The organism is Streptomyces sp. NPDC091209 (assembly GCF_044757755.1).
Classification (GTDB): Bacteria; Actinomycetota; Actinomycetes; order Streptomycetales; family Streptomycetaceae; genus Streptomyces.
Map to the genome: position 1 here is coordinate 40444 of NZ_JBIVVR010000022.1, position 22758 is coordinate 63201.

Annotated in this window: 15 protein-coding genes; 6 read left to right on the forward strand and 9 right to left on the reverse strand. The window is 72.0% G+C overall.

Features of this window, described 5'->3' with window-relative positions:
• Positions 1-31 precede the first annotated feature (31 nt).
• Both ACIQRL_RS39035 and ACIQRL_RS39040 read right to left on the reverse strand, forming a co-directional pair.
• Positions 32-1999, reverse strand: a complete 1968-nt coding sequence (locus ACIQRL_RS39035) for an N-acetylmuramoyl-L-alanine amidase (RefSeq protein ID WP_401340746.1) — start codon at positions 1997-1999, stop codon at positions 32-34.
• Positions 2000-2262: 263 nt separating this feature from the next.
• Complete coding sequence (locus ACIQRL_RS39040; protein ID WP_401340747.1) at positions 2263-3402, reverse strand: aminoglycoside phosphotransferase family protein; 1140 nt, start codon at positions 3400-3402, stop codon at positions 2263-2265.
• Between ACIQRL_RS39040 and ACIQRL_RS39045 the strand changes: the two genes are divergently transcribed.
• Together ACIQRL_RS39045 and ACIQRL_RS39050 are read left to right on the forward strand one after the other, a co-directional pair.
• Positions 3401-3574 (forward strand): hypothetical protein, encoded by a 174-nt coding sequence (locus ACIQRL_RS39045; protein WP_158997174.1) that lies wholly within the window; start codon positions 3401-3403, stop codon positions 3572-3574. The two genes, ACIQRL_RS39040 and ACIQRL_RS39045, sit on opposite strands and share 2 nt — an antisense overlap.
• A 59-nt stretch (positions 3575-3633) precedes the next feature.
• Positions 3634-5136, forward strand: a complete 1503-nt coding sequence (locus tag ACIQRL_RS39050) for a hypothetical protein (RefSeq protein WP_401340749.1) — start codon at positions 3634-3636, stop codon at positions 5134-5136.
• A 242-nt stretch (positions 5137-5378) separates the two neighbouring features.
• On the opposite strand, the gene ACIQRL_RS39055 is transcribed toward ACIQRL_RS39050, so the two are convergent.
• The 5 genes from ACIQRL_RS39055 to ACIQRL_RS39075 form a co-directional block, all read right to left on the reverse strand.
• Entirely contained in the window at positions 5379-6854 is a 1476-nt protein-coding gene (locus ACIQRL_RS39055) for a PP2C family protein-serine/threonine phosphatase (protein WP_401340751.1), read from the reverse strand.
• 294 nt (positions 6855-7148) lie between these two features.
• Complete coding sequence (locus tag ACIQRL_RS39060) at positions 7149-7829, reverse strand: TetR/AcrR family transcriptional regulator (RefSeq protein ID WP_401340753.1); 681 nt, start codon at positions 7827-7829, stop codon at positions 7149-7151.
• Between the two features lie 426 nt (positions 7830-8255).
• Positions 8256-9269, reverse strand: coding sequence for a Gfo/Idh/MocA family protein (locus ACIQRL_RS39065; RefSeq protein ID WP_401340755.1), 1014 nt, complete (start codon positions 9267-9269; stop codon positions 8256-8258).
• 232 nt (positions 9270-9501) lie between these two features.
• The gene (locus ACIQRL_RS39070; protein WP_401340756.1) at positions 9502-11070 is read right to left on the reverse strand and encodes an FMN-binding glutamate synthase family protein; all 1569 of its coding nucleotides are present in this window, start codon (positions 11068-11070) and stop codon (positions 9502-9504) included.
• A gap of 264 nt (positions 11071-11334) precedes the next feature.
• Positions 11335-12948: an alpha/beta hydrolase gene (locus ACIQRL_RS39075; RefSeq protein ID WP_401340757.1), complete on the reverse strand. Its 1614-nt coding sequence runs from the start codon at positions 12946-12948 to the stop codon at positions 11335-11337.
• A gap of 267 nt (positions 12949-13215) precedes the next feature.
• On the opposite strand from ACIQRL_RS39075, the gene ACIQRL_RS39080 reads away from it, so the two are divergent.
• Positions 13216-13956: a chaplin gene (locus ACIQRL_RS39080; RefSeq protein WP_401340759.1), complete on the forward strand. Its 741-nt coding sequence runs from the start codon at positions 13216-13218 to the stop codon at positions 13954-13956.
• A 118-nt stretch (positions 13957-14074) separates the two neighbouring features.
• On the opposite strand, the gene ACIQRL_RS39085 is transcribed toward ACIQRL_RS39080, so the two are convergent.
• Positions 14075-15586: a glycoside hydrolase family 76 protein gene (locus ACIQRL_RS39085; RefSeq protein ID WP_401340761.1), complete on the reverse strand. Its 1512-nt coding sequence runs from the start codon at positions 15584-15586 to the stop codon at positions 14075-14077.
• Between the two features lie 481 nt (positions 15587-16067).
• Here ACIQRL_RS39085 and ACIQRL_RS39090 point away from each other — a divergent pair, with 481 nt between their 5' ends.
• The gene (locus ACIQRL_RS39090) at positions 16068-16925 is read left to right on the forward strand and encodes a GNAT family N-acetyltransferase (RefSeq protein WP_401340763.1); all 858 of its coding nucleotides are present in this window, start codon (positions 16068-16070) and stop codon (positions 16923-16925) included.
• 49 nt (positions 16926-16974) lie between these two features.
• Here ACIQRL_RS39090 and ACIQRL_RS39095 read toward each other — a convergent pair whose 3' ends face one another.
• Positions 16975-17727 carry an MBL fold metallo-hydrolase gene (locus ACIQRL_RS39095; RefSeq protein ID WP_401340765.1) on the reverse strand — a complete coding sequence of 251 codons (753 nt, stop codon included), beginning with the start codon at positions 17725-17727 and terminating at the stop codon, positions 16975-16977.
• Positions 17728-18098: 371 nt separating this feature from the next.
• On the opposite strand from ACIQRL_RS39095, the gene ACIQRL_RS39100 reads away from it, so the two are divergent.
• Both ACIQRL_RS39100 and fusA read left to right on the forward strand, forming a co-directional pair.
• On the forward strand, positions 18099-20087 hold the full coding sequence (locus ACIQRL_RS39100; RefSeq protein WP_401340875.1) for an RICIN domain-containing protein: 1989 nt from the start codon (positions 18099-18101) through the stop codon (positions 20085-20087).
• 420 nt (positions 20088-20507) lie between these two features.
• Positions 20508-22604 (forward strand): elongation factor G, encoded by a 2097-nt coding sequence (fusA, locus tag ACIQRL_RS39105; protein WP_401340766.1) that lies wholly within the window; start codon positions 20508-20510, stop codon positions 22602-22604.
• The last annotated feature ends 154 nt before the right edge of the window (positions 22605-22758 follow it).

Below are 22758 nucleotides of genomic sequence, written 5' to 3' on the forward strand. Positions count from 1 at the left end.
CGCGGACCCGGCCCCCGGACCAACGGATCCGCTAGGGAACGAGGTCCACGTCCGCGGCCCGCACGAACTCCACCCGATGCCCGAACTGGATCTCGTAGTACATGTCCGTACCGATCACGACCCTGTGCGGCGTCGTGTCGAAGGTCGGCGCGTAGAAGTACTCGCCCGGCACCTCGTCACCGGCCGCGTACCGCTGGCCCGCGAGGATCTTGTACGGCAGCGGCGAGACGGCCTGGACGGGCACACCCGCCGGGTAGGCCTCCTTCTCCGGGTACGCCCTTCCGTAGACAGGGATCTGTGCAAGCCCCTCCTTGGGTGTCACGACAGGCCCCCGGGCGTTCACCGCAGTGGGCTGTTTCCTCGGGTTCTTGAACCAGGCCTTCTGGCCCAGGTACCAGATCGCCGTCCAGTCACCGTCCCGTCCGGCGAGCGCGTACCGCTGTCCGGTGGAGACGCGCGAGGCGACGTCGTTCACGCCGGTCGTGGAGGCGTCGCCCTTCGGGTACAGGCCGATGTCCTGGATCAGCGGCGAGCTCTCGTCCGGCTGGGAGTAGAGCCGTACCTCGCTGGAGCCGTGCGCGGCACAGGGCTGGCCCGCGGTGACGCAGCCCGTGTACACCGGCTGGTTCGCGTCGAAGTCCGGCAGGACGGTCACCAGGTCGCCCTTGCGGAACGAGCGGTGGAAGGGGTGTCCGAGCAGGGTGAAGTAGTGCTGCCAGTCCCAGTACGGGCCCGGGTCCGTGTGCATGCCAGGAATGGTGGAGGCCGTGGGCCCGGGTACGTTGTCGTGCCCCAGGATGTGCTGCCGGTCCAGCGGGATGTCGTACTTCCGGGAGAGGTACCTCACCAGGCGGGCGGAGGCGCGGTACATCTCCTCCGTGTACCAGGCGTCGGGCGAGGCCAGGAAGCCCTCGTGCTCCAGGCCGATCGACTTCGCGTTGATGTACCAGTTGCCCGCGTGCCAGGCCACGTCCTTGGCCTTCACATGCTGGGCGATGTACCCGTCGGTCGAGCGCAGGGTGTAGTTCCACGACACATAGGTCGGGTCCTGGACGAGATTCAGCACACCGTCCCAGGTGCCTTCCGTGTCATGGATGACGATGTACTTGATGCTCTGTGACGCGGGCCGGTCGCCCAGGTCGTGGTTGCCGTAGTCGCCCTGGCCGAACTCCTCGTACGGGGCCGGGATCCACTCGCAGGACACCGTCCTCGGGCACTCCGTGCCGTCGGCGGAGGCCGTCCGCAGTCCCGCGCCGCGGAGCTGGGCGGTGTCGGGGTTCAGCCGGGGCTGAGCGGCGAGCGTGACCTGCTGGCCGGCGTCCGTGGTACGCCGTTCGCCGGTGCGCATCACGGCGTACGCGTCGTCGGCGTAGGTCGCCGCGGTGGTGCTGTCGTCCGCTCCGGAGAAGCGCGCCACCGCTCCGTACCAGTCGGCGGCGTCGTCGCTCAGGGACTCGCCGAGGTCCCGCTGCGCGGCGGCGAGGAGGGCGGCGCCGCCCGCGACGTTGGCCGCCGCGTCGGTGCGCAGCCGTTCCGCCGGCAGGCCGGTGAGATCGGCTGCCTTCGTCAACGTCTTGAGCCGGGCGGGGAGCTGGGCGTCGGTGGGCACCGACGTCTCGGGCAGGAGGGCGGGACGCGAGCTGTCGCCGCGGGCGTCCTCCGTGCCGTCGCTGTGATGCGGGGTCCCGGCGATCGCCGTCCGGGCATCGGTCAGGTGCATGGGACCGTAGCCGCCCGTGACGCTCGGCGCCCCGGCGTGCGCGTCCCAGCGGGACTGCAGATAGGAAACGGCGAGCAGAACGCTCTGTGGAACGTGGTACTCGGTGGCCGCGGCGGCGAAGGCCCGCTGCAACCGGGCCGCGGGCACCTCCTCGGCGGCGCTCGAAGGGGCCGCGCCGAGCAGCGGCAGCAGCAGCGCCGCCGAGGCGACGGCTCCTGCGGACCTGCGCGCGCGTCTGTGTCCGGTGGTGCCCTTGGGTTCGGTGGCGGACCGGTGCAATGCAGCCTCCTGGGACGGTCGAGCGCGGTGGGGCGTGCGAGGGCCGAACGCGTCAGTGCTACCGGCTCTCCGACGATCCGTCAATCATGCCCAGAGGCAGGCGATTTCCCATGTCAACGCGGGGCGAAGGGGTTTCGTGGCGGCGGCCTCCCGGCCTGCGGGGCGTCAGTGGCGTGGACCAATGCTCCGAACACCGGGCCGCACGTGAGGGAGGTCCGCGGTGACGCCGATGTCCTGGCGTCACCGCGGACCTCCGTCCCCCTTCAGCGAGTGCCGACCGCCGCGCGAACGGCCCGACGGGCCATCTGGCAGTCGTCGTGCAGCCGCCTCAGCAGCAGCCGCTGTTCCTCGCCGGACGGCGCAGCAGCCGGGTGGGCCGGGCCCGCTGCCGCCGGGGCCGCGTCGTGCAGGGAACGCTGCACGGCCATCTCGTACGTACGGATCTCACGGGTCAGGACGATCATCAGGTTCACCAGGAAGGCGTCCCGTGCCGCCGGTCCGGCCGACTGCGCGAGCTGGCTGATCTGACGGCGTGCCACGGGAGCGTCACCGAGGACCGCCCACAGCGTCGCCAGGTCGTAGCCCGGCAGATACCAGCCCGCGTGCTCCCAGTCCACCAGCACTGGACCGGCCGGTGAGAGAAGGAGGTTCGACAGGAGGGCGTCGCCGTGGCAGAACTGACCCATGCCCTGGCGGCCCGACGAAGCCGCGATGCCGTGCACCAGCTTCTGCAGATCGCCCATGTCCCGGTCCGTGAGCAGCCCCAGATCGTGGAACCGGGCGATCCGTTCCGCGTAGTCCAGCGGGGCGTTGAAGGTCCCCGCCGGCGGCCGCCACGCGTTCAGTCGGCAGATGGCGCTCAGCGCGGCGCGGATGTCCGCGCGGGGCGGGGCCTCGACCGGGTGGCGCTGGAGCGCGGCCACCCGGCCCGGCATCCGCTCGATCACCAGCGTGCAGTTGTCCGGATCCGCCGCGATCAGCCGGGGCACCCGCACGGGCGGGCGGTGCCGGACGAACAGACGGTATGCAGCTATTTCGTGCCGGATCCGCTCGGCCCAGACGGGGGAGTGGTCCAGTAAGCACTTGGCGACGGCCGTGCTGCGTCCCGTCGTGCCGACGAGGAGCACGGAGCGTCCGCTGCGCCGCAGCACCTGGACCGGAGCGAACTCCGGACAGATCCGGTGCACCGACGCGATCGCCGTGCGCAGCTGGGCGCCCTGAGGGCCGGACAAGTCGAGTCTCCCGCTCAGCGGTTGGGTGCCGAGCCCCGGCACGCGCCGCGTCCGGCCGGCACCGAGCACGGGAGCCGCCTGACGTGCGGGGTCGAGGTAAGGGCCGCTGCCCACCGGGCGGGAGTGCAACGACCGGGGCGGAGCGGACACGGAGGACGATGCTGTGTACATGGGCGAAACAGATCCCTTCGTGTGCCTGCAAGTTGCCGCGCTGCCCGCCCCGGCCGCCTGGTTCATCCTGGGGAATGTCCCTGGCAACCGGGTCGGGGTGGCGCGTTCCTACCTGACACCCGACGTCCACTGGCACACCATCTGGCGCACCCTGGCGAACCCTGGCGAATAGTCGCTCAGCAACTGACAGGCGGTTACTGTCGAAATCAGCCGAGAACCTGGGGGCTTGACGTGAACGGACAACCCAACTCCCGTCTGTCGGACCTGTTCGGCCTGGCCGGCTGGTCCAAGGGCGAGCTCGCGAGAATGGTCAACAGGCAGGCGGCGGCCATGGGCCACCCCCAGCTGGCGACCGACACCTCGCGGGTGCGGCGGTGGATCGACATGGGAGAGATCCCGCGCGATCCGGTGCCGCGGGTGCTGGCGGCTCTGTTCACCGAGCGTCTCGGCCGTGTCGTGACCATCGAGGACCTCGGTCTGGTCAGGCACGGGCGCGCGGGGAAACGGCAAGGCGCCGCCGGGAGTGTGGAACATCCCGACAGCCTGCCGTGGGCGCCCGACCGAACCGCCGCGGTCCTCACCGAATTCACGGGAATGGACCTCATGCTCAACCGACGCGGCTTGGTGGGCGCGGGTGCCGCGCTCGCCGCGGGATCCGCACTCAGCCCTGCCATGCACGACTGGCTCCGCAACGATCCGGCCCTCGCGGCCGACGCTCCGCGGTTCGAAGACCCCCTGCACGCCGACCCCGCCGGGTTCGACCGATACGAGGCCGCCCCCATCGGGTCGCAGGAGATCGAGGAACTGGAGCGCTCCGTCGAGGTGTTCCGGGCCTGGGACGCGGCCCGCGGCGGCGGGCTGCAACGCAAGGCCGTGGTGGGTCAGCTCAACGAAGTGGGAGGCATGCTCTCCTACCGGCACCCCGACCATCTCCAGCGGCGCCTGTGGGGCGTCGCCGCCAACCTCGCCGTCCTCGCGGGCTGGATGTCGCACGACGTCGGCCTGGAGCCCACGGCTCAGAAGTACTTCGTCATCGCCGCCCACGCGGCCCGAGAGGGCGGCGACCGGCCCCGCGCCGGGGAGGCGCTCTCCCGAGCGGCTCGCCAGATGGTGCACCTGGGCCGGCCCGACGACGCGCTCGACCTCATGAAGCTCGCCAAGTCCGGTTCCGGAGACGAGGTGCTGCCCCGCACCCGGGCCATGCTCCACACCATCGAGGCCTGGGCACAGGCGTCCATGGGCAAGGGCCAGGCCATGCGGCGCACCCTCGGAGTGGCGGAGGACCTGTTCGTCTCCGACCGTGGTGACGTACCCCCGCCCAGTTGGATGCAGTTGTTCGACGAGGCCGACATGCACGGCATGCAGGCTCTCGCGTACCGCACCCTCGCCGAGCACGAGCCGGCCGCCGCGGCGACCGCGCAGCGCCACGCCAAGGAGGCGCTGAAGCTAAGGGAGTCGGGCCGGGACCGGTCGAAGATCTTCGACCACATCTCCCTCGCGTCGGCCTGCTTCATCGCCGACGACCCCGAACAGGCCGACCGCTACGCGCGACTGGCTCTGACGTCGATGGGTTCCAACTCCTCCCATCGCACCTGGGACCGGCTGCGCGAGATGTACCGGCTCACCGGGCAGTACTCCAGCTATCCGAAGATCAGCGATCTGCGTGAGGAGATCAAACTCGCGTTGCCGAAGGGTTCGTTGAAGCCCCGGCGCGGCAACAGCGCGCGGGTGTGAGGGGCCTGCTCCCGCATCCTCGTACGCCTGCGTCCCCGTGCTCCCGCAGCTCCTGGGCGGGTTGACCTCCGGGGCGGGGCGCGCTGAGACGCGCCGTGTCGGCGCGGCTGACGACGACGTCAGCCGTCAGGAGCCGACGCCGGTCCTGACCGACTCACCGTCGCGTCCGACTCCGCTCTCCCCGGTCTTCTCGGTGTCCTGCGTCGCCGGGGTCAGTGGCATCGGGGTCAGTGTCATCGGCGTCAGGATCCGATCCGGGCGACGAGCACGCAGGCGTCGTCCTCGCGCTCGGTCTCACCGAATTCCTCGACAACCATCCGTACACAGTCCTGGGCCGTACGGGCCTCGCCGAAGCGCGGGGCCAGGTCGAGCAGCCGCTGGACGGCCGCCGTTCCTCCCCGGCCCCCGGCCTCGTCCGGGTCCGGAGAACCCGATCGCCGGGGCACCAGTCCCTCGGTGTGCAGGAGCAGCAGGTCGCCCACGCGGAGGCGCTCCTCGGCCTGCCCGTAGACGGCACCGGAGGTGGCTCCGAGCAGTACGCCGTCCGGTGCGGCCAGCGCGCGCCCCGTCCCGTCGCGGAACAGCAGCGGGGCGGGGTGTCCTGCCTGGGCCCAGCTCAGGGTGCGGGTCTCGGGCAGGTAGCGGCAGCAGACGGCACTGCCCAGGGCGGGCTGGACGGTGGCGTCGAGCAACTGATTGAGCCAGGAGAGGAGTTGACCCGGCTGGGTGCCCGCCACCGCCATACCGCGCAGGGCGCCCAGCAGCATCGCCATTCCCGAGGTCACGGTGACCCCGTGGCCGGTGAGGTCGCCGACGCTCAACAGGGTTCCAGTGTCGGGGAGTTCGAGTGCGTCGTACCAGTTGCCGCCGATCAGCGCGCTGGTCGAGGACGGCAGATAGCGGGCGGCCACGTCCAGCGCCCCGGGGCCCTGGCGCGGGAACCGCAGGGAGCCGCGCCAGGGTGGCAGCACGGCCTCCTGGAGCTCGACCGCGAGCCGGTGCTCGGTCTGTGCGACGTGCTGCCGGCGCTGGAGCGATTCACGGGTCTCGCCCACCGTCCGCTGGCTGCGGCGCAGTTCGCTGACATCACGCAGCACGGCCCACATCGAGGCGGTGCTGCCGTCGGCGTCGAGCACGGGTTCGCCCATCATGTGCACGGTCCGCACTCCGCCGTCGGGGCGCACGATGCGGAACTCGCCGTCGATGGGCTTGGCGTCGATGAGACAGTCGGTGACCATCGTCGTCAGCATCGGCCGGTCCTCGTCGAAGACCAGCGAGGGTAGTTCGTCGAGGGTGAGCGGCGGAGCGGCGGCCTCGCGCCCCAGGATCTGGTAGAGCTCACCGGACCAACTGGCCTCGTCCGTCAGCAGGTTCCACTCGGCGCTGCCGACCCGGCTCAGCAGTGAGCCGTGCCCGGGTGCGGCCGGCCCGGTCCGGGCGGTGGGTGAGGCCGGGGTGGCCGTCGGCTGGACGGGCACGGCCGGCGGTCCGTCCCGGAGTTGGGCCAAGTGCGCGTCCAGATCGTTCAGTTGGTGCAGTGCCAGATTGCACAGCGCGCGCTGCCAGCGTCCCTGCGGGTCCTCGCCGTCGGCGGGTGCCTCACGCCGTACGGCGTCCACCTCACCGCGCAGGCGCCGCGTCTGCGAGATGAGCGCGTCGACCGTGCCGCGCGGGGGCGGCTGAGCGGCGGGGCGGTCCGCAGAGAGATGGGGTGGCATGGCGTACTCCGATGCGGGGACGGTACGACCTAGGCTGACGGAAGGACCGTTACGACTGTGACACAGCCCGCGACGCGCTGTAAGGGATTTGGCAACACCCGATACGGTCGTGCTTCTGGTATATGCCGCAGTCCTCCCGGAGCGGGCGACTGGTCCCGATGAGGTAGGTGTGGTTCTGGGGCAAGTCGTAGACACCGTACGCGACTTGAGGGTCGGCGGTGGACCCGTGCGGGCGTTCATTCTGCTGTTCGAGGGGCGTGTGTGCGAGCCCCGGGAGGGGATCCGCCTCCTCTCTCACGGTGAGCGCACGAAGTCCGTCACCTCGGCCTCGTAGAGGAAGGACGGATCGATGCCCATCGAGGCGAAGTTGCCCTCGATCTCCAGGGCCACGATGCCGTGCAGATGGGACCACAGCATCGTGGAGCGCGCGGCGACCGCTTCCGGGACACCCTCGAAGCCGTGCCGCTCCTGCCACTTCCGGAACTGCGCCGCCGCACCCTCCGGGACCCGGGTGTCCGGCTCGGCCAGGGCGGTCACCGCTTCCAGGAGCACGTTCATGGCGGGCTGCGAGGCCTCGACCAGACTCGCGGACTGGGCGTCGTACCCCTGGAGCGGGGCCCGGAACAGCAGTCGGTAGCGGTGCGGCTCGGCCAGCGCCCAGGCCCGGTAGGCCCGGCCGAGTTCGGTCAGCCGGGCGACGGCGTCCCCCGTGCAGGCGTCGGCGGTACGGGAGAGGGCCGACGCCAGGTCTCCGTAGGCGTCGATGACGAGTTCGGTCAGCAGGCTGTCGCGGTTGGCGAAGTAGCGGTAGAGCGCGGGTCCCGTCATGCCCAGCTGCTTGGCGATCGCGTTGAGCGACAGCGCTTCCGGGCCGCCCTCGGCGAGCTGGCGCAGCGCCGCCGTCTTCACCTCCTGGCGTACCTGTGCGCGGAACCGGTCGCGCGGGCCCGTCCCGGTTCGGGTCTCTGCGGCCATGTCATCGCCTCTTCGTGTCGGGTGGGGGACGTCGGATGGTTAGAGACTATCATGGACGCGATAAGCAGTAACTGAAGGGAACCGAACGGAACGGAACGGCCTGGCGCAGGAACGGGACGACCTCGCGCGAGCGGTACCGGGCCCGCGCTCGGGCGGTGCTGCGGACGGTTCGGCCAGGATGCGGCCCCCGGGCCCGGCCGGGGCCCCGAGTACCGCGGGACGATCACGGCCTCCGCCATGGGCCGGGACCGGTCACCTCGAGGCGGCGGGCAAGACCGCCGCGGACACCGACGACGCCGAACAGGCGGACTTCGGCAACTCCGTCGACCCCCTCGGGGAGAACCGCTGCGCCAGTGCGGCGAGGCGGGCCGGCTCCACGGGGCGGCCCCCCGGGAAGCGCGCGGCCACCGCACGCCGGTGGCCCGGTCAGGCGTAGAGGTCCGGGCGCGCGACGAGGTCGACGGTCACCCGGCCGCCGCTCTCCAGCGCCCGGACCCCCGCCTCCGCGACCGCGGACGCCGCGTACCCGTCCCAGACGCCGGGCCCGGTGACCCGGCCCGCCCGGGTCGCGTCCACCCAGGCCTGCACCTCGCGGTCGTAGGCGTCGGCGAAGCGTGCGAGATAGTCCTGCGCCACCTCCTCGTGCGTGCCGCCCGCCGTCGTCACGGCCATCGTGTGCTCGCCCCCGATCCGCGCGCTCCCCGACTCGCACACCGCCTCGCACCCGACCTGGTACCCGAACCCGGAGTTCACGAAGACCTCCACGTCGACCAGCGCGCCGCCGGCCGTCTCGAACAGGACGAACTGGGGGTCGATCAGACCCTCGGGGGCGTTCGCGGACGGCTGGGGCCGCAGCACGGTCACCGCCGTGAGTTCCTGGCCCAGCAGCCAGCGCGCCGCGTCGATCTCGTGCGAGACGGAACTGTTGACCAGCATCGCCGAGGTGAAGCCGGGCGGCGAGGCGACATTGCGGTGTGTGCAGTGCAGCATCAGCGGGCGGCCCAGCCGGCCGCTGTCCAGCAGGGACTTGAGACGCTGGTACTCGGCGTCGTACCGGCGCATGAACCCGACCTGCGCCAGCCGCCGCCCGAGCCGCACCTCCGCCTCCACCACCCGCAGCGCCCCGGCCGACTCCGGCACCAGCGGCTTCTCGCACAGCACCGGCAGTCCGCGAGCGAAAGCCGCGAGCAGGGCCTCCTCGTGCGCGGGGCCCGGGGACGCGATCAGTACGGCCGCCACGCCGGGCGCGTCGAGCGCGGCCTCCGGCTCGGCGTGGACCGACACGCCGTCGATGCCCGCCACCGCCGCCTCGGCGCGAGCGGTGTCGGGATCCGCCACGGCGGCGACCCTGGCGCCGCTCACCACCCGGTCCATACGGCGTACATGGTCGGCTCCCATGTGTCCGGCACCCAGTACCGCCACACCCAACAACTCACTCACGCGGTGCGCACCTCTCCGACGACTGTTCGGACCCTTCCGGCCCTGTGCCCCGATTGTCGGCCGCGGAGATCGATGACGCAGCACCCCGGTGGATTCCCGTATCCGGCGTTCCAGGTCGCCGCCGGTCGTCGGTGAACTCCTTGACGGCGGTCAGGGGCGTCCCGCCGCATGATCCGCGAAGCGGCAGCAGGACCGGAAGCGTGGACGCCGTCGCCCCGGAGCCCGGCGTGGCTCAGAAGGAGTCCGGATCGGCGGACGCCCAGTCCTCCGCCCAGGACGCGGGCGGCTCGGCGAGCAGCACCCCTGGCGCCAGCCACTCGTAGAGCTCCGCGTACGACCGTACGGCCGTGGGATCGACGCGGCGCAGCAGGCGGTCGGGCGTGAGCTCGCCCGGATCCCGTACGCCCATCGCCGCCATGATCCGGCTCGCCCCGCGCACGGTGGCCCGCTGGTAGCGGTGCACGCGCTCGGACTTGTCGGCCACGTCCAGCGCGCGGACCCGGCGCGGATCCTGGGTCGCCACGCCCACCGGACAGGTGTTGGTGTGGCAGCGCTGGGCCTGGACACAGCCGAGGGCGAACATCATCGCGCGGGCCGCGTTGGTGTAGTCGGCGCCCTGGAGGAGGCGTTTGACGATGTCCGAGCCGGTGGCGACCTTGCCGCTCGCCCCGATCCGGACGTGCTCGCGCAGGCCGGTGCCGACCAGCGCGTTGTGCACCGTGATCAGGCCCTCGGTCAGTGGGGTGCCGATGCCGCCGTCGAACTCCGCGGGCGCCGCCCCGGTGCCGCCCTCCGAACCGTCGACCACGATGAAGTCGGGCGTCACGCCCTCGGCGAGCATCGCCTTGCAGACGGCCAGGAACTGGCGGCGCGAGCCCACGCAGAGCTTGAAGCCGGTCGGCTTGCCGCCCGCCAGCTCCCGCATCCGGGCGATGAACCGCACCAGCTCCCGCGGGGTCGAGAACACCCGGTGGTACGGCGGCGACACGACGGTCCGGCCCTCGGGGACATCGCGCGCCCGCGCGATCTCGGCGCTCACCTTCGCCCCCGGCAGGACCCCGCCGATTCCCGGGTACGCCCCCTGGGAGAGCTTCAGCGACAGGCACTTGACCTCGGGCAGCGCGGCCTTGTCCGCGAACTCCCGTGCCTCGAAGTCCCCTTCGGGGGTGCGGCAGCCGAAGTACCTCGTGCCGATCTCCCAGACGAGGTCGCCGCCGCCCCGCAGATGGTAGTCGGAGAGGCCGCCCTCCCCGGTGTCGTGCGCGAAACCCCCCAGTGCGGCACCCCTGTTGAGGGCCGTGATCGCGTTCCCCGAGAGGGCCCCGAAGCTCATCGCGGAGACATTGAGCAGGGCCATGTCGTACGGCTGGGTGCAGTCGGGACCGCCGACGCGGACGACGGGCGGCTCGTCCGGCACCTCGACAGGACGCATCGACGGCTCGAGGAACTCGTGGCCGTCCGCGTACACGTCGTGCTCGGTGCCGAACGGCTCCTCGACCTCGACGCCCTTCGCCCGGTCGTACACGAGGGCCCGCACCCGGCGGTCGTAGGGCCGCCCGTCGTGGTTCCGTTCGACGACGTACTGCTGGACCTTCGGGCGCAGCGCCTCCAGGAGGAAGCGGAGGTGGCCGGACAGGGGATGGTTCCGCAGCACGGACTGCCGTCGCTGCCCCAGGTCCCATCCGCCCAGCGCGGTCAGCGCCAGCAGCGGGGCCGCCGCGCACCACCACCACGCCGAGACACCACGGACCAGGAACAGCGCCCCGGCCGCACCGAGGGCGACGAGCAGCAGTGGGAGCATCCGGCGCACACCATGAGTCAAGCCGATGGGGGCGTAAGGCGCCGATCGGGGCGCCGTCGGATCGTGCGCGCCACGGAGCGGTCAGCCCGGTCGGCTCCGGCAGGACGGCGCCGTCGCGGTCGCCGAGGAGGACGCCGGGTACGCGGGCGACGGACGGGAACGCCTCGGCCGTTCGGGGTACTCCGGACCCTGTGGGCCGGCAGGCCGGCGCCACCCCGTCGCCTCGCCGTGACCGGCGGTCCCGCATCACCCGGTGATCGCCGGTCAGTACGTGTCCGTGCCCGTGTCCTCCGGGCCGCAGGAGCTCCCGCTGGCCGGCAGGGACCCGTACAGCAGGAAGTCGTCGACCTTCCGGTGCACGCACTTCGAGGACGCGTACCCGGTGTGCCCGTCGCCCTTGTTGTCGAGCACGACGGCGGAGGAGCCGAGACGCTTGGCGGTCTCCAGGGTCCAGCGGTACGGGGTCGCCGGGTCCCCGCGGGTGCCGACGAGGAGCATCTTCGACGTGGGTACGTCGCGGACCTTGTCGCGTATGTAGTCGGTGCCCTTCGGGCGGCCGTAGCACATCAGGACCTGGGCGAGCCGGTACTGGCCGAAGACCGGCGACGCCTCGTCGTACGCGGCGCGCAGTCCGGCGATCTGCCGGGTGACCTGGTCGGCGCTCGGCCGGTCGGGGTCGTCGGCGCAGTTGATGGCCATCAGGGCGGCGGGCAGATTGTCGAGGGGGACGTCCTCGTCGTCGACGAGCCCGCCGTTCTGCCGGGGCCGCTGCCCGGCGGGCGCGGAGGCGGCGGGCAGGGAGGCGGCGGGCAGGGAGGCGGCGGGCAGGGAGGCGCCGCCGTACAACTGCGTGAGTCCGTGCGTGTCGCCGTCCTGGACCAGCAGATTGAGCGCCTGTTCGAGGACGGGCCACATCGCCTTGCTGTAGAGCGCCTCGCCGATCGCTCCCACCAGGTCCTGTCCGGTGAACTCCTGGCCGAAGTCCGAGGGCACCGGCTCCTCGTCGAGCGACTTGACGAGCTGGACCACCTGCTCACCGGCGCTGCGCTCATCCTGTCCGAACGGGCAGGCCATGTTCTTCGCGCACCAGGTGATGAAGTCGTCGAGCGCGGTCTGCTGTCCCTCGGCGCCTATGAGCCCCTGCTCGGCCACCGGCTCGGTGAGGGTGTCGACACCGTCGAGCACCATCCGGCCCGTCTTCTTGGGGAACTGGGCCGCGTACACCGCGCCGAGCCGCGTTCCGTACGAGAAGCCGAGATAGTTGAGCTTCTTGTCGCCGAGCGCCTGGCGCATCACGTCCAGGTCGCGCGAGGCGTTGACCGTGCCGATGTGGGGGAGGACGGCACCGGAGTGCCGGGCGCAGGTGTCGGCGGCCTTCTTGACCGCCTTGAGCGCCGCCTGTACGTCGGTGCCGCCGGCCGTGGCCCCGAAGACCGCGTCCACACCGTCGCCGCAGCTCACGGGCGAGGACCTGCCGACGCCGCGGGGGTCGAAGGTCACCACGTCGTAGCCGTTCGTCAGGCCCATGAAGTCCTTGCCGCCCGCGGCGAGCTCGGGAATCCCGGCACCGCCCGGACCGCCGAAGTTCAGCAGCACCGAACCCCGTGAATGGCCCGTCGCCCGGTAGCGGGCCAGCGCCAGGTCGAGCGTGCCGTGGTCCGGCCTCGCGTAGTCCAGCGGGACGGTGACCTTGCCGCACTGCAGATCCTCGGGCATGCCGTCGCCCTTGCAGGCCGCCCACGCGACCTTCTGGCCGTAGAAGCGGGACAGGTCGGGCTTGTCGTCGGCGGCGGCCGCCATCGGCAGACCCGCCGCCAGCAGGGTCAGCGTGGCGGTGGCGGCTCCCACGACCGCGAAGCGTTGGTGCACGGACAGCATGCCTGCCTCCAGGGTCGCCCGGCGGTGGACCGGCGGAACCCCCCGGATCACGATAGGCGCGGCCTCGGGGGCACGCCTCTGGGCGGGCGGAACCCGCCGCCGCGCCTTACCCTGCGCGCCGACGCGCTTCGTACGGGGTGCGGCGGCCGTTCGAAATACGTGACGCTCGATGGAGTGAAAGCCCGATAAGCCATAACCCGGATCGATCGCAGGCGTTCTTGGCACTGTGGGCGAGTGCCCGCGAGTTGTCAGGAAGGCAGTGAACGTATGAAACGGGTGACCCGAAATGGTTTGATCGCCGCGGCCGCCGCCTCGGGCGCGCTGGCCGTGACCATGCCGGCCCACGCCGACTCCGCGGCGAACGGCACGACGGCAGGCTCGCCCGGCCTGATCTCCGGCGACACCGTCCAGCTCCCCGTGCACGTTCCCGTGAACCTGTGCGGGAACACGCTGAACGTGGCCGGGCTGCTCAACCCCGCGGCGGGCAACCGCTGCGCCGATGTGAGCACCGGAGGCCGGGCCGCCGCGACCGGCGGCGGGCGGCACGGGGGAGCCGTCGCCCCCGAAGGCGCCGGTGGCATGGGCCGTGGCGGCGAAGCGCACGCCGTTGGCGGGGCGGTCGCGCACGGCGGCGGAGAGGATTCACCGGGTGTGCTCTCGGGCAACGGCCTCCAGCTCCCGGTGGATCTCCCGGTCAACGTCAGCGGCAACTCCGTGACGGCGGTCGGCCTCGGCAACGCGTCCGTCGGGAACGAGTCCGCCAACGTCCCGGACGGCGGGCCCCGGCAGCCGCACCACCCCGGGAACCCCGCCCCGAGGCCGTCCGCCCCGGCCGCGAGGGAACCGCGGACAGAGGCGCAGGGGCAGGTCCGGCCGCGGAGCGGGGCCGTGGCCTCCCTCGCCCACACCGGCGCGGACCAGGTCATGCCCGCCATCGCGGCGAGCGCGGCGCTGCTGCTGGGCGGTGGCGTCCTGTACCGCCGTTTCCGGCCCGCGGCGGTCCGCTGACAAGCGGCGATCGCGGACCGGAGGCTCCACCGGGGACGGGTGACCGGTGGAGCCTCCGCCGCTGTCCTCCTCTTCGTCCTCCGCCACCTCCCCTTCCGCTTCCGCTGTCGCGGGAGTCTCAGGGCGCGGCGTTGAGCAGGTCGAGTGCGCTCTGCTGCCGGGCCGCGTCGGCGAGGTCCAGGGGACCGGACCAGCGCAGCCCGTACTGGTCGAGCGCGTCACGGTCCCCGGCGTGGGCGGCGTCGGCCTGCCGGCTGAGATAGGCCGAGTACGGATGATCGGGCAGCGCGGCGTTCAGCCGGCCGAGACCGCGTACGTGGGCCCCCTTGAAGGACGGCCCGTCGGCCCCGCAGTCGCCGCTTTCGCACGGGTCCCGCAGGATCCCGGCCGCCGTGTTGAGCGACGGGGACGTGGTGGCCGCGTCGGCGACCTGCCGGGCCGTGTCGAGGGTCCCGCTGTCGCCGGTCGCGCGGTTCAGTTCGGTGAGCGCCCCCAGGAGCACACCCTGGTTGTACGACCACACGGTGCCGCCGTTGTTCCGGCAGGTCGACAGGTCGACACCGTCGTTCACCAGGTGCGACGCGTTCACCATGCCCGTCGAGCGGAACCAGGACCAGTCGGCGACCGCCCGCGAGAGATAGGCGCTGTCACCGGGGACCCGGTTGTGCAGGGCCGCGTTGAGCTGGATGTACAGCGAGTTGGCGATGGCGTTCTTGTACGTCCTGGCCGTGCTCCACCACACCCCGCCGCCGCACGTCGTGTCCCAGTACGCCGCCATGTGATCGGCGTCCGCGCGTGCGGTGCTCAGATAGCGGCTGTCGCCGGTCAGGTCGTACGCGGCCACCCAGGCGAGTCCCCACCAGCCGGTGTCGTCCAGGTAGTCGTTGCGGAACTGCCCTCCCTGCGCCCCGAGTTGACGGTCGTAGGTGCGGGCGATCGCGTACTTGTAGCTGCCCATGCCGGTCACCCGGATGTTGTCGATCAGAGCCGTGAGCGCGTTCGCGGAGTTCCACCAGCCGGTCGTGGCGAAGAGCCCGGTGGAGTTGTCGTAGAACATCATCTGGGCGGTCGCCGCGGCCGTACGGCGTTCGCCCGCGTTCCAGGTCGTACGAGCCCAGGCGGTGCACGCGATGTCGGTGCGGTCCCCGGCCTTGCCGCAGGCCCGCAGGGCGCCGACACCGAGGTTGCCCCAGTCGTCGACGTTGTACATGAGGGTGCGCCGGCCGCGCTGCCCCGTGGGCACGGAGGTGTCCCCGAGCCGGCTGCCCGAACTCCAGGTGCGGCCGCCGTCGAAGGAACGGTCGAGCCACACTTCGTCGCCGGGGCTGCCGTTGTCGAGCGACGCCCAGCCCATCGCGTCCGTGTCGTCGAAGTGCAGGGTGATGGCGCGGGAGAAGAGGGTGGTGGACACCGGGGTGCGGTCCTGCGGCGCGAGGGCGGGGTCGCGGGTGTCGCAGTACTTGTTGCAGACGGACGCGGCGGCCGACGCGGTGCCGGCCGGCGCCACAGCGGCCGGGGTGACGGGACCGGGTCCGGCTTCGGCGGCGGGTGCGGGGAGTGCCAGCGCGGCGGAGAGTGCCAGGAGAACGGGAACGGTTCTGCGCAGACCGTGGGACAACGTTGTCTTCATGGTCGACCTCTGTTCGGGAGAGGGTCGGTGGGGGACCGGAGGCGGCGTGGCGGTGGGGGCGTGGTGGTGGGGGCCGGAGGGGATCGGCGGGAGACCGGAGGAGCACGGTGGGAGACCGGAGAGGCGCGGTGGGGACTGAGAGCGCTCCCGGAAGTTAGTCGCGTGACGCGTTCGCGTCAATGAAGGTGCGGGGGTTGGGTGTACCACTTCCGGGCTCGCTCGGCGCGGTTCCGGCATGGCGTCGGCCCGCCCGCACGGTGCGGCGCGGTGGCGGCACGGTGTGGGCCGCGTCGGCCGCGCGTGCCGAAGTGGCCGAATCCCTTCCCGCGCGCGGGGCCTGTCGCTGCGATCGGCACGGAGATCGGGAAGGATGCTGAGCGTGCGACCGGCCGCCGCACCCGCGACCCGTGAGCGGCCGGCACACCTCGCGACCGGTCCGTGGCCGGCGCGGCCCCCGACCCGTACGCATTGGAGCGCCCCCATGATTTCTCCGGGACCCGACGGCCTCGTCGTCAGCCAGGCCACGCTCGACGAGTGGAAGGTGGTCGGCGGCTGGGCGGCGGACGAGGGCTGGAATCCCGGGGTCTCCGACGCCGCGAGCTTCTTCGCCCAGGACCCCGGGGGCTTCTTCCTCGGACGCGTCGACGGGGAGCCGGTCTCGGCCATCTCGGTGGTCAACTACGGCGCCGACTACGCGTTCCTCGGCTTCTACCTCGTACGCCCGGATGTGCGCGGGAGGGGCTACGGCCTCGCCACCTGGGAGACGGCCCTCGCCCACGCGGGTGACCGGACCGTCGGCCTCGACGGGGTCGTCGCCCAGCAGGGCAACTACCGCAAGTCGGGCTTCGAACCGGCCTACCGGACCGTCCGGTTCACCGGCGTGGCACCGGTGGGGGAGGAGCCGTCGGGAGTGCGGGCGGCCGAGCGGGCGGATCGCGCGGCGATCACGGCGTACGACAGCGCCTGCTGCCCCGCCGACCGGCCGGCGTTCCTGGAGTCGTGGCTGACCGCGCCGGGGCACCGCACCTTCGTCCGGCACGCCGATGACGGGCACTTGAGCGGGTACGCCGTGCTCCGACCGGCGCGTGACTCCCTGCGGATCGGTCCCCTGTTCGCCGACACCGCCGACGACGCCCGCGCCCTGTTCTCCGCGCTGGCCGTCGACGCGGGCGGGAAGGCGGTCGCCGTCGACGTGCCCGAGACGAACGCGGCGGCCCTCGCCCTCGTCGAGAAGCTCGGCCTGACGCCCTCCTTCGAGACCGCCCGCATGTACACCGGGCCGGTCAGGACGTTCGCGGGGGCGCGGGTCCACGGGGTCACCACGCTCGAACTCGGATAGCTCGGCTGCTCCGGGTGGTTCGGCCGGCGGTCTCGGCGGCCGGACCCCGTCAGCCGGCGGCCAGCTCCCGGGCGCGCCGAGCCGCCTCGCGCACCGAAGCGCGGTGCACGGGTCCGTGCCCGGGCAGCAGCACATCGGCGGCGAGGGCCTCGATGCGTTCGAGCGAGGCGAGCGCCCCGGCGCGCTCGGTGTCGAACATCTCGGGCAGCAGCTGCGGACCCTGTATCCGTGAGGTGGGATGGCCGCTCACCAGGGCGTCACCGGAGATCAGCACTCCGGCGTCCGGCAGGTGGTACACGCAGTGGCCCGGCGTGTGGCCGGGCGTGTGCACCGGGACCGGACGGCCGGGCAGGTCGAGCGGGCCCTCGTGCGGGAAGGCCTCGGGCTTCGTCATGGTCACGTCCGCCGTGCCGCCGGACCGGATGGCGTGCACCGCCCAGGGCAGCACCCCGGGGCGCCACGCCTGCCGCATGACCTGTCCGATGCTCACCTGGTGGAGGAACTCGCGGCGCGCGTGCGGAACTTCGGCCGTGTGCAACTGGACCGGGGTCCCGTAGGTGCTGTTCAGGAACTCGGCGGAGCCGAGGTGGTCGCTGTGCGCGTGGGTGATGAGCACGGCGGTCACGGCCTCGGGCGCGTGGCCGAGGGTCTTCAGTGACGCCAGGAGTTCCGCGCGGTCACCGGGATACCCGGTGTCGATGAGGGTGACGGAGTCGCCCTCGGACAGCACCACCCAGTTCGTGTTGCTGCCGTGCACCAGATGAACTCCGGCGGCTGCCTCGACGATCGCTTCCTCGCGCATGACCATCCTGACGTTGGATATCTGCTGGTGCCCAAGGGCCCTGACAGGGCGAAAGGTATCGCGAGCGTGTGCCCGGCGGCGTAAGGCCGCCGCTCCTGGCCCTGTTCGTCCTCCCCGCCCCGTTCGTCCGCTTCGGCGCCGTCGGTGCCGGACACCGGCACGGTTGCTCCAGTGACGGGGTGAACGGGCCGTGCGTTCGCCCCGGGCGTGCGCGCGGTCGGTGAAGGGCGGTCCGAAGGTGAACGGCCCTTTGTGGCAAGGGACTTGACGTGGCCCGGCCGAGGCGCTGCCATATGGCGAGCCGCGTTGACTTTTGTTCGACTCTGCGAACGAACCCCTCAAGGGAGAGCCGTATGTCCCCTCTTTCGAACATGCTGTGTCTGGTGCGCCTCCTCAGACGGGCGGGTGTCCAAGGTGCCGTCCTGCTCCTCGCCGTCGCCGCACTGACCGGACTCGGCCGCCCGGCCGCGCCGCTCCGGGCCGCACCGGCCGCGGTCGCCACCAGCCAGGCGCCGGTCACCCCGGCCCCGATGGGCTGGGCGTCCTGGAACAGCTTCGCCAGCGCCATCGACTACGCCACCATCAAGGCCCAGGCGGACGCCCTCGTCTCCTCCGGCATGGCCGCCGCCGGATACAAGTACGTCAACATCGACGAGGGCTGGTGGCAGGGCGCCCGCGACAGCAGCGGCAACATCAGTGTCGACACCGCCCAGTGGCCCGGCGGCATGAAGGCCATCGCCGACTACATCCACGGCAAGGGACTCAAGGCCGGTATCTACACCGACGCCGGGAAGAACGGCTGCGGCTACTACTACCCGACCCCCTCCACGACCCCGGCCACCCCCGGCACCGGTCTCGAGGGCCACAACCAGCAGGACCTCCAGACCTTCCAGAACTGGGGCTTCGACTTCGTCAAGGTCGACTGGTGCGGCGGGGACGCCGAGGGTCTCGACCAGGAGACGACGTACAAGGCGATCCGCGACGCGAACACCGCCGCCACCGCGGTCACCGGACACTCCCTCGTCCTGTCCCTGTGCGAATGGGGCACGGGCAACCCGTGGAACTGGGCCGCCGGCACCGGCGACATGTGGCGCACCAGCACCGACATCGTCTACTGGCCCGACAACCCCTCGATGACGAGCGTCCTCGCGAACTTCGACAAGTCGCTGCACCCCGCCGCCCAGCACACCGGCTTCTACAACGACCCCGACATGATGACGGTCGGCATGACGGGTCTGAGCGCCGCCCAGAACCGTACCCACATGGGCCTTTGGGCCATCTCCGGCGCACCGCTGCTCGCGGGCGACAATCTCGCCACGATGACCTCGTCGACCGCGTCGATCCTCACCAACTCCGAGGCCATCGCCGTCGACCAGGATCCGCGCGGACTCCAGGGCGTGAAGGTCGCCGAGGACACGACGGGCCTTCAGGTCTACAGCAAGGTCCTCGCCGGCACCGGCAAGCGCGCGGTCCTGCTGCTCAACCGCACGTCCGCCGCCGCCGACATCACCGCCCGCTGGGCCGACATGGGCCTGACCACGGCAGCCGCCTCGGTCCGCAATGTGTGGACGGCCACCAACGCCGGTTCCTACACGACGAGTTACACCACCAGCGTGCCCGCGGGCGAGGCCGTCCTGCTCACCGTCGGCGGCACCGAGGGCTCCGGGACGACCTACGAGGACACCACCTCGGCCACGACGCCGACCTTCACCGGCGTCGGCGCGGCCGCCGCCGGTACCGAGCTCGTCGACATCAGCTACGCCAACGGCGGTTCCACGGCCCGCAGGGCGACTCTCCAGGTCGACGGCCAGTACGCGCAGACCCTCGCCTTCCCGCCCACCGGGTCGTCGACCACGTACCGCACCGTGTCCGTCCTCGCCGCACTGGCCAAGGGCTCCAATACCCTGACCTTCGCGGCCTCGGGCACCGCGCCCGACGTGGACGCCGTCACCCTCCGCACCCTCCCCGGGACCAACGGCACCGCGATCGTCGGCACCGGCTCCGGGCGCTGCCTCGACTTCTTCAGGAGCGCCATCGCCAACAACACCCAGGCCGAACTGTGGGACTGCGGCGGAGGCCAGAACCAGACGTTCACCGCCACCTCGCGCGGCGAACTCGTCGTCTACGGCAACAAGTGCCTGGACGCCTACAACAGCGGCACCGCGAACGGCACTCGGGTCGTCCTGTGGGACTGCAACGGCGGCACCAACCAGAAGTGGACCGTCAACTCCAGCGGCACCATCACCAACAGGGTCTCCGGGCTGTGCCTCGACGCGTCGGGCAACGGCACGGCGAACGGGACCGCGATCGTCCTGTGGTCGTGCAACGGGGGAACCAACCAGCAGTGGAGCCGCAACTGAGTGAACCGGGCCTCGACGGCGCCCTGTCGACGCCGATGGACCAGTGAGCGGGCCGGGGAAAAACCCGGTGCGCGTCCCGCGCCCGGTTCCCTACACTCGCCACGGAATCACACACCACCCCTTCCGGTGCCGTGTGTGTCGTGACGAACGAGGGGAGCCGGGCCGTGCGTTACCGCACCGCTGTCGTCGTTCCCCGGTCACAGTACGAGGTGATCCTCGTGTCTCCGTGGGCCCGGTACCGGCTGCGCGGCCGGAACCGGAAGCCCGCGACGACCCTCTGACCTCCGCCCGCACGGTGGGCGACCGTATGTCCGGTCGCCGTGCACCCTGCCCGCCGGAGGTCCGTCACCGCCTGAACTCAGGTGTGTCGTCCGGGAATCGCGCCGACCCGTCTCCGGATCGTCCGAAAGGCCCTGGGCCGTGCGTACCGACCTGCACCGTCACCTCACCGACCCCGACCCCCTCGCCGCCGTCCGCAACCTGGGCATCCTCGCCCATGTCGACGCGGGCAAGACCACCGTCACCGAACGGATCCTCTATCTCACCGGGACCACCCACAAACGGGGCGAGGTCCACGACGGCACCACCGTCACCGACTTCGACTCCCAGGAGCGCGACCGCGGCATCACCATCTTCGCCGCGGCCGTGAGCTGCGCCTGGGACGGCCACCGGATCAACCTGATCGACACACCGGGCCACGTCGACTTCTCCGACGAGGTGGAGCGCTCGCTCCGCGTCCTCGACGGCGCCGTCGCCGTGTTCGACGCCGTGGCGGGCGTCGAACCGCAGAGCGAGTCGGTGTGGCGACGGGCCGACCGGCACGGCGTCCCGCGGATCGCCTTCGTGAACAAGCTGGACCGGGCCGGCGCCGACCTCGACACCGCGGTCGCGTCGATCCGGGAACGGCTGCATCCGGCGCCGCTGGTCGTCCAGTTGCCGATCGGAACGGAGGACGCCTTCACGGGCGTGGTCGATCTGCTCCGGATGCGCGCGCTCGTGTGGGCCGACGGCGGCGAGTCGGCCGAGGAGATCCCGGTGCCGCTCGACCTGCTGGAGGAGGCCCGACGACGACGCCGGCTGCTGGAGGAGGCGGTGGCGGAACTCCACCCGGTCGCCCTGGAGGAGTTCTGCGCCCGCTCCACCCTCTCGGCGAGGACCCTTGCGACGGCGCTCCGCGACCTGACCCGTACCGGCGAGGGCGTGGTGGTGCTGTGCGGCTCGGCCTACCGCAACCGCGGTATCGAACCGCTGCTGGAGGCCGTGGTGGCCTACCTGCCCTCGCCGCTCGACGTGCCCGCGGTCCGCGGCACGCACGCAGGCACGGAACAGGAACGCGCGGCGGACCCCCAAGCACCGTTCGCGGGGCTGGTGTTCAAGGTGAACGCCACCGCGACCGGACGGATGACGTATCTGCGTGTCTACGCGGGCACGGTGGAGAAGGGACAGGCGGTGATGGACGCGGGCACGGGACGCACCGAGCGGATCGGACGGATCCTCCGCGTCCGGGCCGACCGCCACGCGGAGCTGGAACGCGCGGTGGCCGGTGACATCGTCGCCGTGATCGGGCCGAAGTCCGCCCGGGCCGGGGCGACCCTGTGCGCCCCCGCGGCGCCGTTGCTCCTCGAACCGCCGGTCGTCGCCGATCCGGTGGTGTCCGTGGCGGTCGAGGCGCGCAGGAGCACCGAGACCGACCGTCTGGTGACGGCGCTGGCGCGGCTGGTCGAGGAGGATCCCTCGCTGGTCGTCCGCACGGACCCCGAGACCGGGCAGACGGTGCTCTCGGGCATGGGAGAACTGCATCTGGAGGTGGCGGTGGAGAAGATCCGGCGTTCCCACGGGCTCGACGTCGCCGTCGGACGGCCGAGGGTGTCCTACCGCGAGACGGTCGCCCGCGGGGTGTCGGGTCTGGTCTACCGGCACGTCAAACAGGACGGCGGCGCGGGCCAGTTCGCCCATGTCGTCCTCGACGTGGAACCGCTGGGGACCGACTCCGGCGGAGTGGAGGGGAGCCCGGCGGGCTTCGTGTTCACTTCGACGGTCGTCGGTGGCCGGGTGCCGCAGGAGTACGTCCGTGCCGTGGAGGCCGGCTGCCGGGACGCGCTCGCCGAGGGTCCCCTCGGCGGACACCCGGTGACGGGGCTGCGCGTCACCCTCACGGACGGGGCGACCCACTCGAAGGACTCTTCGGAAATGGCGTTCCGCACGGCCGGCCGGTTCGGGCTGCGTGAGGCACTGCGCGCCAGTGCCATGGTCCTGCTGGAACCGGTGGCCGAGGTCACCGTCACCGTGCCCGAGGACGCGGTCGGCGGGGTGCTCGGCGACCTCGCGGCCCGGCGCGGCCGGGTCTCCGGCTCGCTCACCCGCTCGGGTGCGTCGGTGATCACCGCCACCGTGCCGCTGGCCGAACTCTTCGGCTACGCGACCCGGTTGCGCAGCCGGACCCAGGGCCGGGGTGTCTTCACGACCCGTCCCACCGGCCTGGCCCCGGCACCCTCGCAGGGGGCACCGGCCCGGTAACCGCGCGGTCCCGCGCCTGACGACGGCCCCGCCCCGACCACTAGAACTCAAGGACAAGGGCGGGGCCGTCCTCACGTCGGGCGGGCGTGAGGTCGCCTTTCCCCGCGAACGGGTGGGGCCGCCTTTCGCCGCGGGAGGGGTGGAAGGCGGCCGT

Excerpts from the sequence above, each read along its gene's own strand:
- ACIQRL_RS39060 (WP_401340753.1), bottom strand. The coding sequence starts at position 7,829 with ATGGCCGCAGAGACCCGAACCGGGACGGGCCCGCGCGACCGGTTCCGC.
- ACIQRL_RS39055 (WP_401340751.1), bottom strand. The coding sequence starts at position 6,854 with ATGCCACCCCATCTCTCTGCGGACCGCCCCGCCGCTCAGCCGCCCCCG.
- ACIQRL_RS39090 (WP_401340763.1), top strand. The coding sequence starts at position 16,068 with ATGATTTCTCCGGGACCCGACGGCCTCGTCGTCAGCCAGGCCACGCTC.
- ACIQRL_RS39080 (WP_401340759.1), top strand. The coding sequence starts at position 13,216 with ATGAAACGGGTGACCCGAAATGGTTTGATCGCCGCGGCCGCCGCCTCG.
- ACIQRL_RS39095 (WP_401340765.1), bottom strand. The coding sequence starts at position 17,727 with ATGCGCGAGGAAGCGATCGTCGAGGCAGCCGCCGGAGTTCATCTGGTG.
- ACIQRL_RS39085 (WP_401340761.1), bottom strand. The coding sequence starts at position 15,586 with ATGAAGACAACGTTGTCCCACGGTCTGCGCAGAACCGTTCCCGTTCTC.
- ACIQRL_RS39100 (WP_401340875.1), top strand. The coding sequence starts at position 18,099 with ATGCTGTGTCTGGTGCGCCTCCTCAGACGGGCGGGTGTCCAAGGTGCC.
- ACIQRL_RS39075 (WP_401340757.1), bottom strand. The coding sequence starts at position 12,948 with ATGCTGTCCGTGCACCAACGCTTCGCGGTCGTGGGAGCCGCCACCGCC.
- ACIQRL_RS39040 (WP_401340747.1), bottom strand. The coding sequence starts at position 3,402 with ATGTACACAGCATCGTCCTCCGTGTCCGCTCCGCCCCGGTCGTTGCAC.
- ACIQRL_RS39070 (WP_401340756.1), bottom strand. The coding sequence starts at position 11,070 with ATGCTCCCACTGCTGCTCGTCGCCCTCGGTGCGGCCGGGGCGCTGTTC.
- ACIQRL_RS39045 (WP_158997174.1), top strand. The coding sequence starts at position 3,401 with ATGGGCGAAACAGATCCCTTCGTGTGCCTGCAAGTTGCCGCGCTGCCC.